Genomic DNA, 13,407 nt, shown 5'->3' on the forward strand with positions numbered 1-13,407 from the left:
GACCGCCTTCAACGTGCGGGCTTCGGTCCCGTTCGCCGGCGGCACCCAGGGCGTTCCGACGGCCGGATCCCTCCACCCTTATGCGCGCCCGGGCGCTATAGGCGAGCGATGAACCTCGGGGTGTTCGACATGATCGGGCTGGCGGCCTCGTTAGTGTTCGCGATCCCGCTCGCGAACTACGCCGTTATCCAGTTGTTTGCCGGCCAGATCGCGCTCGGCGCGGGGCTGCTCGTCGTGGCGGTCGCGATGGTCGTCCTCCCGCAGTACTTCCTCGATCCGGGACGGATCCTCGCCGGGCTGTTAAAAGGGCTTCTCCCACGGCAGCTCCGCGGCGAGGAGGAGACGGACGGCGAGCGGGCGAGGACCGCAACAGCGACTGACACCGACGAGACGGAGGAATCGCCCGAAACGGCGGAGTCTCCCGAAACAGCGGAGTCGTCAGAGACGGGAGAAACGACGGAGACGACGGACACCGCCGAGACGCTCGGCCGCTAATCCGTCTCCATCGGGCCGATCCGTCCCCGTCGGGTCGATCCGTCTCCATCGGGCCGATCCGTCCCCGTCGGGTCGATCCGTCTCCATCGGGCCGATCCGTCCCCGAACGCCGACTCACGACCGACCGCGTTCAGTCGGCACCGTTCCGAACGGGTACGACGCGAGGAGCTCGTAGCCGTCGTCGGTGACGACGGCGAGGTCCTCCAGTCGGACCCCGCCGACCGTGGGGTCGTACACGCCCGGCTCGACCGTCACCACGTGTCCCGGGCGCAGCTCGACGTCACCCGACAGCGACGGCGACTCGTGGAGGCTCACGCCCACACCGTGGCCCGTCCCGTGGGTGAACCCCGCTTCCCCCTCGTCGGCGTCCGGGTCGAACCCGTAGGCGGCCAGCTCCGCGGCCGCCTCGCGGTGGACGGTCGCGGCGGTCACGCCCGGACCGAGCTCCGCCAGCGCGGCCTCCCGGGCCGCCTCCACCGCGACGTACGCCCGGCGGTCCCAGCCGCCGTCGCCGTCGACGACGAACGTCCGCGTGAGGTCACCGTAGTAGCCGTCCGGACCGCGCGGGGAGATGTCGATCAGGACCGTCTCCCCCGCGTCGATCGGGTCGGTGCCGACGTAGTGGAGGTCGGCCGCCGTCGGCCCGGCCCCGACAACGGTGTTGCCGGCGTCCCGAACGCCGTGAGCGGCGAGCGTCGCGTTCACCGCCCGCCGAAGTCGTTCGGTCGTGAGCGGTTCGCCCCGCCACGACACCGGCCGGGTGTCGTCGTCCGTCGTCGCGTCCGTCGCTGCGTCGGCTTGAGCGTTCGATCCCGGTTCCGCCGGGTCGCTCGCGGCCAACACCGACTCCGCCCGCGCCATCCCCGCGGCGGCCGCCCGCTGGACCCGCCGGATCCGACCGATCTCGGCCGGGGACTTGACCGCGCGAGCCTCGGCGACCACGGTCGTCGACGCCAGCTCGTATCCCGCGCGTTCGAGGTACACGGCGGCGTCGTGAGGGATCGATGCGGGAACGAGGACGGACACCGGTTCGTCGCCTGCGTCTCCCTCGACGCCGGTGTCGGCATCGGCATCGGCGGGACCGGCTCCGCCCTCGTCACGGCCGGTCACCCGGTCGAGAACGGCCACGGCCCTGAGCCCGGCGGGGTCGCCGACGCGGTCGAGGCTCACGGAGCGGACGACCCCGTCGTGGAACGCGTCCGCGCCGGCCGCGGACGCACCCGGGCCGTCTCCCCGCGCCGCGGAGACGAACTCCCGCTCGGCCTGCTCGGCGAACAGCCCGGGCGCGAGGAGGGTCGCCTGCGGCGGGACGTCCCCGTTTCCCGGACACACGACCAGCCCGTACGCGCGGTCCGGACCCGAAAAACGGGCCAGGTATCGGAGGGCGTCGTCGAAGCGGTCGCCGACGGCGACGAACCCCACGGCCCCCGCCGTCCGAACCGCATCGACGACGGGCGTCAGGTCCGTCCGGAGCGGGGAGGACGCGTCGGCCGCTTCCTCGGCTCCCGATCCGGCCGCGTCCTCCCCTGACCCGTCGCCTTCGTCCGCTTCGGCCCCCGATCCATCCCCGTTCACGGGTCGGGTTCCGGGACCGCCAGCTCCGCTTGAACCTCCTCGATCAGCTCCTGCGGAGGTTCGTCACGGAGCTCGTTGAACAACAGGACGCTGATCGGGAGGGTCGGCGCGCCGCCGATCAGGCTCTCCATGATGACCAGTCGCTCGCGAGCCCGGGACATCCCGACGTAGAAGACCCGGCGCTCGTTGTCGGTAAGCACCGGGACCGGGCTCGTCGACTTGGTGAACTCGTCGACCCCGTCGACGTCGGTCGGGTCGTCGATGGAGGCCGCCATCTGCTCGACCACCTTCTCCGTGAGGTCGGTCGCGACGAACACGTGGTCGGCTTCGCGGCCCTTCGCGGAGTGGATGGTGCCGACGCGGACCGCGCCCGGGTCGGCGTCCTGATAGTCGCCGTCGAAGTACGCACCCATCGATTTCCGCTGGAAGCTCGTCACCTTCCGGACCATGTCGTCGGCGCTCGTCCGGTCGGGCATAAAGGGGATGTAGTCGGTCACCTCGTCGGGGTCGAGCTCGATCGTCGCGATGTCGTCGGCGTCGGCGTCCTCCTCACAGTCGTCGAGGAAGTCGTAGAACTCGTCGCGGTCGTGGGTGCCGAACGCCGACTCTTGGAGCATGTCCGCGAGCCGCCGCGCCTCGAGCAACGACACCGGCTCGCCGTCGTCGACGTTCTCGATCGCCGCGACGTAATCTTGGATCCGGTCGGTCCACATCCGCCCGTCCGTCAGCATCGTAAAGGGGATCCCGTGGTCGATGAACTCGTCGATGAAATCGAACATCTGGTAGCGCGCACGGAACAGACACATCACGCTCCCATCGTCGTCCTCGACGGTGTAGCGGACGTTCCGGACGAGCTCGAGCATCGACGGGGACTGGATCGCCTCGACGCTGCCGCCCTCCTTGCGCGGGTGGAGGTCCTTCTCCTGCCGCTTGTCGATGTGGCGGATCTCCGCGTTGACGACGTTGAGGATCTCCGAGGGGAGCCGGTAGGAGTTCGGGAGGATCACGTCCTCGTCGACCTCGGTCTCTAAGAGGAGATCGGGGTCCGCGCCCTGCCACGCGTACACGACCTGGTCGTCGTCGCCGGCGATGAGCACCTTCCGCATGTGCGGTTTCCACTCCTCGAAGACGTTGTACTGGAGCGTGGTGATGTCCTGGAACTCGTCGATGATCAGGTACTCGACGCTCGGAACGAGCGACCGCTGAGCGACGCGTTCGAGCATGTCGGCGAACCCGACGAGGCCGTTATCCCCTTTATATCCTCGCCACGCACGGATCGTCTCCGGGATGTCGATCCGGTCGTCGTCGGAGGGCCACGTCGGCGTGTACTTGTTCCCCTGCTGAGCGTTGGGGTCCTCCTCGGGGGGGAGACGGACCTCCTCGACGTCCCACTGGAACGGGACGTCGTACCAGTCGGCGACGTCCCGCTCGGTGCGCTGGAGCCACTGGGAGGTGGCGATGATCTTGTTGCCGATGGTCGTCGACCGCGCGGTTCGGCGGCCCGCGCCGCCGTGTTGGTCCTCGAACTCGATCCCGTACTCCTCACAGAACGCCTCCTTGTCGTCCTCGCCGACCACGTCGCCGCGCGAGAGGTCGAGGAGCTCGTACGCTTTCGCGTGCATCGTGCAGACGTTCCCTTTGAGGCTTCGCGGGGAAACGTCGAGCCGCTCGGCGAGCCGTTCACGGATCTCGGCGGCAGCCGCACGGGTGTACGAGACGACGAGGACGTCACGGACGTCGGCGTCCTCCTCCGTGAGGATCGTTTCGACACGGTCGAGGAGGGCGGTGGTCTTCCCGCTTCCGGGGCCGCCAAACAGCCGAGTTACGGTGGGGTCGTTCATTACCGACTACTGATCCTCACTCTCCTTAAACGCCGTGGCTCGGAGTATGGCGTGCCGTCAGGGGTCGAACAGGACCGACGATGGAGGGCCGACCGAGAGGGCGGCCGGAACACGTACGGCACGGAGGAGCGTTCGGGGCGAGTCGGCCGATCAACTGCGCGTCGCGCGTGCTTCGCGGACGTCCGCGCCGTCACGGACGAGGTCCTCACAGGCAGGACAGACACGGGGCCGATCGACATCGTTGGGCGTAAAGACCCGTACGTAGTCCGTAGTGACGAACGAACCACAGTTCTGGCAGGTCGGCATAATGGCAACTAACCGATCGGTATACATAATACTACCGCCGGATCTCAGTGGAAAGAAAAGCGCCGCGTCGAGTAGCCGTCACCGGCGCGTCGGGCGTTCGGAACCGTTAGGTCGGCCGCCAGTCGCAGACGTCACAAGTGACAGCGTCTTGGGGGTGTAGCGCACCACACTCGGGACACTGAAGCTTGTTATAAGATCGTTCCCAGCGTACGATCTCCGTTTCGTGACCGCGGTCGGACAGGAACTCGTCGAACACGTCGTCGTTCGAGCTGGGTGCGCTAGACATTGCGTGTCAATGTATGCCAAGGATCGTATAAGTATCTTTCCGTCCTCCCGATCGGACCGTTCGAACGTCGGTTTCTCGCCGGCCAGCGCACCGAGATCTGATCGAGCGGCGTATCGTGATACGCTCGGCCGGTATCCGTCAACGACGGAGATGGGCGTTCACGACCGAAACGTCATCCGAGGGTTATACCGTGTCGCCGAGAAAGGGGACGGTATTGACGAATGATCCCCGAGCCCAATTCACGCCCATGACCGGCGACGCTGATCCGACTGCTCGGACCGGTACCGCCGAGCGGTCGAACCCGTTTAAGAGTCTGCTCAGGTTAGCTGACGAGGATCTGACTCCCGAGGAACGGATCCGGACCGCCATCGACGTCGGGAGAGCGTACCTCGACGTCGACTACGGCGTGCTCTCGTACACCGGCGAGGGCGAGTACGAGGTGATTCGAACGAACATCGATGAGGGCCCATACGCTGAGGGAGGTGTCGTCGATCTCGACGGAACGTGGTGTCGCCACGTCGTCGCCGACGGGGAGACGATCGGCTTCGCCGACGCCGGCGAGAGTCCGTACCGCGACGACGTCGCTCGGGAAACGACCGGGCTGAACTGTTACGTCGGCGCGCCGGTAACGGTCGGCCGCGAGACGTACGGGACGCTGTGTTTCTCGAGTGAGAACGCCCGGACGGAGCCGATCAGCGACGAGGAGCGTGACTTCGTCTCGATCCTCGCGGGATGGGTGGGAACGGAGATCGAACGGGCGAAACACTACGCGGACCTCCGCGAACAGAACGAGCGACTCGACGAGTTCGCCGGCATCGTCGCCCACGACCTCCGGAACCCACTCGCGGGGGCCATCGGGTTCACCGAGCTCGCTCAGGAGGACGCGACGGGCGAGACGGCCGAGTTCCTCGACCGGGTGCGGAGCTCGCTCGCACGCATGGAATCGATGATCGCGGAGTGTCTGATCTTAGCGAAGGAGGGCGCGGACGTGGGCGAACGCGAGGCGGTCGAACTCGAACCGCTCGTCCGCGACGCCTGGGCGACGGTTCGAACCCGGAACGCGACCCTCGCGGTCGAGATCGATCCGGGAACGACCGTGATCGCCGACGCGGAGCGGCTCCAGCGCCTCTTCGAGAACCTGTTCCGCAACAGCGTGGAACACGGGGGGCGCGACGTGACGGTGACCGTCACCGGCGACGCGGACGGGTTCGCCGTCGCCGACGACGGCCCCGGGCTCCCGCCCGCGGTCGAGGCCGCACTAGACCGTGCCGACACGGAGAACGTGAAGTCGTTCGGGCTCGGGCTCCTCGTGGTGCTCCGCGTGGTGTCGGGACACGACTGGGACCTCGACGTGACGAGTAGCGCCGATGGGACGACGTTCCGCGTAACGGACATCAACGCCGCCGAGCCCGTTCACGACGCGCTTCACCGCGACGACAACGACGACGGCGCGTCCGCGATCCAGACGTAGCCGGCGTCGGGGTCCACGTCGTCGAACTCCCGCGACCAGACGAAGCCGCCGTCGCCAACCCCGTCCGTCGGGTCCGTCGTCCATACGAACCCGCCATCACCGACACCCTCCGAGAAGTCCGTCGTCGCGACCAGGCGGCCGACGTGAGGGTCGTTGCCGTCGAGCACCCAGACGAAGCCGCCGTCGCCCACCCCGTCCGTCGGGTCCGTCGTCCACACGAATCCCCCGTCGCCGACACCCCCCGAGAAGTCCGTCGTCCACACGAACCCCCCGTCGCCGACGCCCACGACCGGGTCACGAGCGAGCGAGAACCCGCCCGCGATCTCGTCGCTCGCGAGATACGAGACCCATCGGAACCCGTCCGATCCGGGCTCCTCGCGGAGGTGATCGGCCCAGACGAACCCCGAATCGGTGCCCTCGTGAGCGTCCGAGCCGTCATCTCGACGCGACGACGCGGCCGCCCCCGCGGCCGCCGCGCTGCCGGCAGCCATTCCGGCGGTCGCCCCCGTTCCTCCGCTCGTACCGGCGTCCAGCGCATCGCCCCCGCCGAATCCGCGACGCTCCATAGCACCCCACGACTTCTCGCCGCGGAGATACTCGACGAGCCCGTGCCAGGCGACGATCGTCTTCCACTGCCGGTAGCCGAAGTTCTCCAGGATCCCGTACCACAGGAGGCGAACGACGTCGCGGGGGCGCTCGTACCGATTGAAGCTCCACACCTCGCTGAACACCCCGAACCACGAGAGGAAGACGCCGACGCCGACGGTGAGAAAGAGGAACGCGAGGAAGAACTCGATGTTCAACAGCCCGAAGTACCAGGCGAGCGGCAACAGTATGTAGCCGAACCCCTCGATCAGCGGACCGATCGCCTCCGCCATCACGAAGAATGGGAGGATGAGCGTGCCGACGCGACCGTACTTCCGTCTGAGGAACATGTTCCGGTTGGCGACGACGGTTTCGAGCATCCCGCGGTACCAGCGCCGCCGCTGACGGCCGAGCGTCTTCAGATCTCCAGGCACCTCCGTCCACGCGACCGGTTCCGGGAGGAAGTCCATCGTGTACTCGATATCCTCGTCGACGAGATACTGGTGAAGCCGGACCACGATATCGAAGTCCTCGGTGATCGTGTCGTGGCGGTAGCCACCGATCTCGCGGACCCGATCGGTTCGGAACACCCCGAACGCGCCGGAGATGAGGATCAGCCCTTTGAGCCGGTTGAGCCCGAGCCGCCCCGAGTAGAACGCACGAAGGTACTCCATCACTTGGAGCCCGGGGATCCCCGTCTTCGGGAGGTTCACCTCCTGTACCTCCCCGTCCTCCACGACGCAATTGTTGGCGACGCGGATCGTGCCGCCGCTGGCGACCGCCTTGTCCGGCTCCTCGAGGAACGGCCGCACGATCTGTAACAGCGCGTTTCGGTCGATGATCGTGTCCGAGTCGACCGCACAGAACAGCTCCTGGTCGGTGAGCCACACGCCCGCGTTGAGCGCGTCGCTCTTCCCGCCGTTCTCTTTATCAACCACGAGGAGGTCCTCGTACCGGGTCGAGCGGTACACCCCGCGGATCGGCTCCGACGGGACATCGTAGGGGAGTTCGGCCTCGACGGGCTCCAGATCGAAGGCGTTTCGCAGACGATCCATGGTGGCGTCCGTCGAACCGTCGTTGACGACGACGATCTCCTGGTCGGGGTAGTTCAGCGTCAACATCGACCGGACGCTCTCGACGATCGTCGCCGCCTCGTTGTACGCGGGGACGACCATCGCGACGCCGGGGTAAAACGGGCTGTCGAAGGGGCGAAACGGGGGTTGCCACTCGGCCTCGCGGACGTTGTCGCGCAGCTCGAACAGCGCGAGCACGTGTATCAGGAGGTATCCGAGGTTGATGACGGCGTAGTACGCGACGATGAAGATCCCGGAACCGATGACGAGGCTCGTGACGACCCCTTCGACCGTCGTCATCCGTCCGCCCCCTCGAACGCGGGCGCGGTCGCGACGCGCCGACCGGCAGAGACGTCGCGAGCGAGGGCGTCGAATCGTGCGTGTTCAGCGGCCCACTGCCACGCGACGTCGAGACCGTCCGGGACCGGCGTCTCGGGGGTTCGAGACCGGTTGTGGAAGAGGGCGTCGGCCGCGGCGACCCGAGCTCTCGCGTCGGGTTCGGCGGCTGCAGCCCCCTGAAGTGTCGCGAGTGCGTCCGGGTCGCCCCACGCGCCGAGCAGGCGGTACGCGTCGGCACGGACGATCGGCGAGGGGTCGTCGTAGATGGCATCGAACTCGACTCCTGCACGGATCCGCGGGTTCCAGCCGTACGCGTCGAGGGCGCGCCAGGCGGCGACGCGGACCCGCTCCGCCGGGCTGTCGATAGCGCGAACTGCCCACGAGAGGTCGGCACCCCCGACGACGGTGTGGAGGTGGCGGGTCGCGAGCAACACCTGTTGTTGGAGCGCCGGGTCCCACTCGTCGAAGTCGGCCGCCGCCCGCTCGAACAGCACGGAGGGGTCCGCTTCGGCGACCCGGTACAGCGTGTCGATACCGAACACCGAGAACGCGTCCGGACGGTCCCCCAACAGAAGGTCGACGCCGGTGGTCGCGAGGTCCGTGGCGTCGCTCGCGTACAGGACGCGTGCCGCCGCCGCCCGCTCACGGGGCGTTCCGCGGCAGTGGGTCTCGAGCAGGTCGCGGTCCGGGGCGTCACGCAGCAGCGCGAGCCACGTGAGCGCGTGGAGCCGGTCCCAGTAGTCGCCGGTCGCGATGTCCTCGCGGGAGCGGTCGTCGATCCCGAGCGCCGTCCCGAGCCCGGCGAGCCGGCGCGCGTCCCGTCCCTCGATCTCGCGGAGGTACACGCCGAGGATCGACTCCAGTTCCTCGCGCTCGCGGCTCGACAGCGACGCGGCCCACGCCTCCCACGCGGGATCGTCGCGGCCGTACAGCCGGTCGAGCAACTCGGAGCGCAGCTCGCTCCGGACGACGGTCCGTCGTCGTCGCGTTCTGGCCGCTCGAAGCGAGTACCCGAGAGTAACGATCACGGCCGCCATCAGCGCCGAGACGAGGACGACGATCGCCCCCGTCAGCACGCCTGTCGGAACCGTGACCTGTGCGATGAGCGTTGCGGCCGTCACGGTCGTCTCGCGAGCAGTTTCTCCAGTCGAGCGAGCAGTTCGTTCGGACTGAACGGCTTCGTCAGATACTCGTTCGCCCCGGATTCCAACCCCTCCAAGACGTCCGACTCGCGCCCACGGGAAGTGAGAAGCACCACGGGGACGTCCGGATCGACCCCGAGCTCCCCTCGACGGATCTCCCGGAGGAGCTGGGTTCCCTTCAGTCGCGGCATCATCACGTCGAGGATCACGACATCCGGGTCGATATCGGGGGCGTCGAGCGCCTCCCGTCCCTCGACGCCGTCGTGACAGACCGTCAGGTCGAACCCCGCCATCGACAGCTTGTACTGGAGGATCGACCGGATGGTCTCGTCGTCGTCGGCGATGACGGCCGTTCGTGACACACGAGATATCAGATCCCTGCCGTACTTTATACTACCGAGGTGGGTCACGGATGGTCCGGGTGTGCGGGTGTCCTGGGGACCACTCGAGCTGTCGATGGCGGTCGTGCAGTCCGAGCGGCATCCCGACACCGACCGGGATACTGCGCCCTGGGATCGGTCGGAACCCGGAATGGATATCCGTCGGCCGCCCGGACCGTCGACCATGTTCACCGGCATCGTCGAGGGAACCGGAACCGTCCGGAAGCGGACGGAGACCGACGACGGACTTCGACTGCGGATCGGCATCGACGCGGTCGAAGGAAAGGACGAAAAGACGGGAAACGGCGGGTTCGACGACCTCCACCACGGCCAGTCGATAAGCGTCAGTGGCGTCTGTCTAACGGTCGAATCCTACGGAGAGCCCGACGGCGAGGGCGCGTGGTTCGAGGTGTTCCTCGCGAGCGAGACCGTCGAGAAGACGTACCTCGGGGAGCTCCGCGAGGGCGATGCTGTCAACGTGGAGCGCGCGATGCCCGCAGACGGGCGGTTCGACGGCCACGTCGTGCAGGGGCACGTCGACACCGTCGCCGACGTGACGGCCATCGAGCGGGTCGGGGAGGACTGGCGGTTCACCTTCTCGATCCCGGAGGGACACGGTCGGTACCTCGTCGACAAGGGGTCGGTGACGCTCGACGGCATTTCCCTGACGGTCGCAGAAAAGGGGGAGTCGGCGTTCGACGTGGCGATCATCCCGACAACCTACGATCTGACGACGCTCTCGGAGAAATCCGTCGGCGACCCGGTCCACCTGGAGGTCGACGTGATCGCGAAGTACGTCGAGAACATGACCGAGGGGTACTGAGAACAACCGGGGAGGGGTACTGAGAACAACCGGCGCGTTACGCGTCTTTCGCGCCTCGGACCGTCTCGCGAACCGCGTCGACTCCCTCGTCGTGGAGGAGGTCCCCGACGACGATCACGTCGCTGTGGGCGGCCATCTCGTTTGCCGACTCGTAGTCGTGGATGCCGCCACCGTAGAACAGCGACGCGTCGTTCAGCGCGTCGTGAGCGGCCGCGACCGTCTCCGTGTCGCCGAACGTGCCGGAGTACTCGACGTAGACGATCTCCTGGCCGAACATCCGTTCCGCGACTTTCGCGTACGCCTCGACATCGTCCGGCGTCAAGTCACAGTCCGCGTTCGTCAGCTCCGCGACCGCCGCGTCCGGGTTCAACACGATGTACGCCTCGGTGTGAGTCCGCTCCCAGTCGAGATCGTCGATGCGGACCCACTCCTTGTGTGCGCCCGTGATCCAGAACGGACCCCCGGCGTTGAACACCGTGGGGATCAGGTAGCCGTCGAGTGCCGGTGACTCGATAACGACACCGGGATTCGACGGCTCTTGGTAGAGCGGGACGTCGTACTCGGCGGCGGCGTCGATGACCCGCGTCATTTTTTCGGCGGTGATGTCGAGGGTACCGCCGATCTCGATCGCGTCCGTCCCGGTCCGGCAGACGTCCTCGAAGGTTTCCCCGTCCAGCAGTTCCTTGTCGGGGTCGACCTTCAGCACGTGGTCCCAGTCGTCCCACGGATTGCTCATCGGAAGTGAGTCCACCGGGCGGGAGTAAAAAGGTGCGGAAGCGTCGTGAGGGCGACGGCGGCGGCGGAAGAGGGCCCCGGGCTCGCCTGCGAGGTCACATGAGGTCGTCGAGCTCGTCCGTCTGGAACGCCTCCGCCGGATCGGGCCTCGTCCCCTCCTCGTCCCGGACCGCTTGGCGCGCGCGTTCGAGGAACGCTTCGACCCGCCGCGAGCGCTCGACGCCCGCGAGCAACACCACGGCCGCGAGGCGGTCGGAGTCGAGCGGGAAGTCGCCGCCGCGGACCTGCATCGATCCCGTCTCCTCCTGGAGCCACTTTCGCGCCTTCTCCGCGCCCTTCCGGGAGATCCGCTCCGGGTCGCCGGCGATCGCGACGAGGCCCGCGTCCGCTTCCGTGGCGTTCGGCAGCGATAGCCCGGTCATCACCGCGCTGCGGACCGTACTTATCACGGTGTTCACGTTCTCGCCCGCCTCCTCGGCCGCCGGGGCCGATCCGTAGCCGACGGCCGCCATCCCGCCCGCCCGGAGCGTGTTGATCACCTCGCTGGTGTCGACGACCGACTCGCCGACGCCCTGTGTGGCCTCGCCGGCGGCGAGCAGGAGGCCGACGCGGCGCGCCATCGACTCGTTGATGGCGGCGTAACCGCCCTCGACACTCTCGCCGGCCGAGCGCCACGCGTCGTTGTCGAGGAGGATCGTCGCGTCCGCCTCCCGGACGAGCGTCTTCAGCGACCGGCCCGCGTTCACCTGATACATCGCACCCTCGTCACGGCCGGGAAGGACGCCGAGCGCGTAGATCGGCACGTCGTACACCGCGGCGAGCTCGCGGACGAGTACCGGCGCGCCGCCGGACCCAGTCCCGCCCCCCAGCCCGGCGACGACGAACACCGCCTCCACGTCGGCCGTCACCTTCGGAGCGAGCGCATCCAACACTTCGACGGCGTCCTCGTCCATCACCTCGGCACCGAGCTCGTTGTCGCCGCCGACGCCGTGGCCGTTCACTCTGGACTGTCCGACGAGCACCGTGTCGAGAGGGAGTGGGTCGAGGTCAGCGACCGCGCTGTTGACGGCGAGGGCGTCGCGGACCGCGCCGAACCCCATCTCAGCGTCGAACTCCGAGAGCGCCGTCGTGAGCTTGCCTCCCGCTTGTCCGACACCGACGAGGACGGCTTTCATGCACGAACCATACCTATCCGGGGATAATACCCTTTCCCCGTCGATTTAAGTACGGTACCGCGGCCACCCGGCGTATGTCGAGCGAGAACGGCGGGACGGTCGAGGGGAGCGCGACGACGGAGCAAGCCCGCCTCACGGAGCGGTTGGCCGCCGTCGAACGGGCGATCGCCGGGGGCGAACGGCCCGCGGGCGGGAACGTCGACGGCGGGAGCGTCGGCGGGGAAACGGAGGCCGTACACGATCGCCTCGACGAGATCGAGGCGCGGGTCGAGGAGTTGGAGGCCGCGACACAGGCCGTCCGGGGATACGCGGGGGCGATACGCGCCGTCAACCGCGACGTGGAGCGGCGCGCCGACCTCGCGCTCGCCCGGGCGACGGAGGCCCGCGGTACGTCGGCCGACCGGGACGGGGACGACCGACGCGCCGACGGAGGTGACACGAGCGTTCCCACGGACGCCGCGATCGAGGCCGCGATCCCGGGGGACGACCCGGCGACTGTGGCGACCGGGAATCCGGGAGCGGACGGAGAGGGGCGGGACGACGACACCGTTGGGAGCGACGAACACGACGGGAGCGGCACGACCGGCGCGTTCGAGCGACTCCGTGACGCCCTGTGATCCGCGTCGTCCTGACCGTCCTCCTCGCAATCGCGTTACTCGCCGTCTCGATGCCCGCCCTCGACGACGCACGGACCGGGATAACCGTGGAGCGGATGGAAACGGAGGGAGAACGGGTCGAACGGGCCGCCGGAGACGTGGTCGCCGATTCGATGGCCGTCGACGAGCGAGCGCTCGCCGCCCGCTCGTCGCTCGTCGTCGGCCCCCCGACCGGGTTCGCCGCCGCACCGCTCGACCGGCTAGCACTCGTGGACGCCGAGCGAGTCGGTGGGGTCGGCGATGTCGGTGGGGTCGGCGATGTCGGTGGGGTCGGCGATGTCAGCGGGGTCGGCGATGCCGACGTCGTGCTCGCGTACCGACTTCGGGGCGCTCCGATCCGGACGGTTCCGCTGTCGAACCCTGAAGGCGTCGGCGGCCTCGACGTCGTCGGTGGAAGGGTCGACCTCCGAACCGACGGCGAGAGCCGGCTCGAACTCCGGTTCGTCGACGGGGACGACGGTCCGACAGTTCGGATCCGACGAACGGGGTGACGGGCTGTTCGTCCCGCCGTCCACGAGGTGACAG

The 13,407-nt window shown here is 68.2% G+C and carries 14 protein-coding genes; 5 read left to right on the plus strand and 9 right to left on the minus strand.

Annotated elements, in window-relative coordinates; genetic code table 11:
- The first annotated feature begins 108 nt into the window (after positions 1 to 108).
- Positions 109 to 495, plus strand: coding sequence for a DUF7533 family protein (locus tag ACZ5TV_RS06070; RefSeq protein WP_379783573.1), 387 nt, complete (start codon positions 109 to 111; stop codon positions 493 to 495).
- A gap of 114 nt (positions 496 to 609) precedes the next feature.
- Here the strand turns inward: ACZ5TV_RS06070 and ACZ5TV_RS06075 are convergent, their stop codons facing one another.
- The 4 genes from ACZ5TV_RS06075 to ACZ5TV_RS06090 form a co-directional block, all read right to left on the minus strand.
- Positions 610 to 2,070: a M24 family metallopeptidase gene (locus ACZ5TV_RS06075; RefSeq protein WP_464384237.1), complete on the minus strand. Its 1,461-nt coding sequence runs from the start codon at positions 2,068 to 2,070 to the stop codon at positions 610 to 612.
- Positions 2,067 to 3,911, minus strand: coding sequence for a UvrD-helicase domain-containing protein (locus ACZ5TV_RS06080; RefSeq protein ID WP_379782292.1), 1,845 nt, complete (start codon positions 3,909 to 3,911; stop codon positions 2,067 to 2,069). The genes ACZ5TV_RS06075 and ACZ5TV_RS06080 overlap by 4 nt, the downstream gene beginning before the upstream one ends.
- A gap of 150 nt (positions 3,912 to 4,061) precedes the next feature.
- A complete protein-coding gene (locus ACZ5TV_RS06085) occupies positions 4,062 to 4,217 on the minus strand; it encodes a DUF7563 family protein (protein ID WP_464384238.1) in 156 nt (51 codons plus the stop codon).
- 106 nt (positions 4,218 to 4,323) lie between these two features.
- The gene (locus ACZ5TV_RS06090) at positions 4,324 to 4,503 is read right to left on the minus strand and encodes an HVO_0416 family zinc finger protein (RefSeq protein WP_379782290.1); all 180 of its coding nucleotides are present in this window, start codon (positions 4,501 to 4,503) and stop codon (positions 4,324 to 4,326) included.
- A 247-nt stretch (positions 4,504 to 4,750) separates the two neighbouring features.
- Here ACZ5TV_RS06090 and ACZ5TV_RS06095 point away from each other — a divergent pair, with 247 nt between their 5' ends.
- On the plus strand, positions 4,751 to 5,974 hold the full coding sequence (locus ACZ5TV_RS06095) for a sensor histidine kinase (protein WP_464384239.1): 1,224 nt from the start codon (positions 4,751 to 4,753) through the stop codon (positions 5,972 to 5,974).
- Here the strand turns inward: ACZ5TV_RS06095 and ACZ5TV_RS06100 are convergent.
- The 3 genes from ACZ5TV_RS06100 to ACZ5TV_RS06110 are packed head-to-tail and all read right to left on the minus strand — an operon-like array spanning position 5,929 to position 9,475.
- Positions 5,929 to 7,932, minus strand: a complete 2,004-nt coding sequence (locus ACZ5TV_RS06100) for a glycosyltransferase family 2 protein (protein ID WP_464384240.1) — start codon at positions 7,930 to 7,932, stop codon at positions 5,929 to 5,931. The genes ACZ5TV_RS06095 and ACZ5TV_RS06100 overlap by 46 nt on opposite strands.
- Entirely contained in the window at positions 7,929 to 9,092 is a 1,164-nt protein-coding gene (locus ACZ5TV_RS06105; RefSeq protein ID WP_464384241.1) for a HEAT repeat domain-containing protein, read from the minus strand. The genes ACZ5TV_RS06100 and ACZ5TV_RS06105 overlap by 4 nt, the downstream gene beginning before the upstream one ends.
- Entirely contained in the window at positions 9,089 to 9,475 is a 387-nt protein-coding gene (locus ACZ5TV_RS06110) for a response regulator transcription factor (RefSeq protein WP_379782730.1), read from the minus strand. Before ACZ5TV_RS06110 ends, ACZ5TV_RS06105 begins: the two co-directional genes overlap by 4 nt.
- A gap of 202 nt (positions 9,476 to 9,677) precedes the next feature.
- Here ACZ5TV_RS06110 and ACZ5TV_RS06115 point away from each other — a divergent pair, with 202 nt between their 5' ends.
- Complete coding sequence (locus tag ACZ5TV_RS06115) at positions 9,678 to 10,316, plus strand: riboflavin synthase (RefSeq protein WP_379782733.1); 639 nt, start codon at positions 9,678 to 9,680, stop codon at positions 10,314 to 10,316.
- A gap of 37 nt (positions 10,317 to 10,353) precedes the next feature.
- Here ACZ5TV_RS06115 and ACZ5TV_RS06120 read toward each other — a convergent pair whose 3' ends face one another.
- Both ACZ5TV_RS06120 and ACZ5TV_RS06125 read right to left on the minus strand, forming a co-directional pair.
- Positions 10,354 to 11,052, minus strand: coding sequence for a phosphoglycerol geranylgeranyltransferase (locus tag ACZ5TV_RS06120; RefSeq protein WP_379782736.1), 699 nt, complete (start codon positions 11,050 to 11,052; stop codon positions 10,354 to 10,356).
- Positions 11,053 to 11,146: 94 nt separating this feature from the next.
- Positions 11,147 to 12,226: a tubulin/FtsZ family protein gene (locus ACZ5TV_RS06125; protein WP_464384242.1), complete on the minus strand. Its 1,080-nt coding sequence runs from the start codon at positions 12,224 to 12,226 to the stop codon at positions 11,147 to 11,149.
- Between the two features lie 74 nt (positions 12,227 to 12,300).
- Between ACZ5TV_RS06125 and ACZ5TV_RS06130 the strand changes: the two genes are divergently transcribed.
- Entirely contained in the window at positions 12,301 to 12,843 is a 543-nt protein-coding gene (locus ACZ5TV_RS06130; protein WP_464384243.1) for a DUF7310 family coiled-coil domain-containing protein, read from the plus strand.
- Entirely contained in the window at positions 12,840 to 13,373 is a 534-nt protein-coding gene (locus ACZ5TV_RS06135) for a DUF7311 family protein (protein WP_379783851.1), read from the plus strand. The genes ACZ5TV_RS06130 and ACZ5TV_RS06135 overlap by 4 nt, the downstream gene beginning before the upstream one ends.
- The last annotated feature ends 34 nt before the right edge of the window (positions 13,374 to 13,407 follow it).

The sequence above is a fragment of the Halorubrum tibetense genome (genome assembly GCF_055396225.1).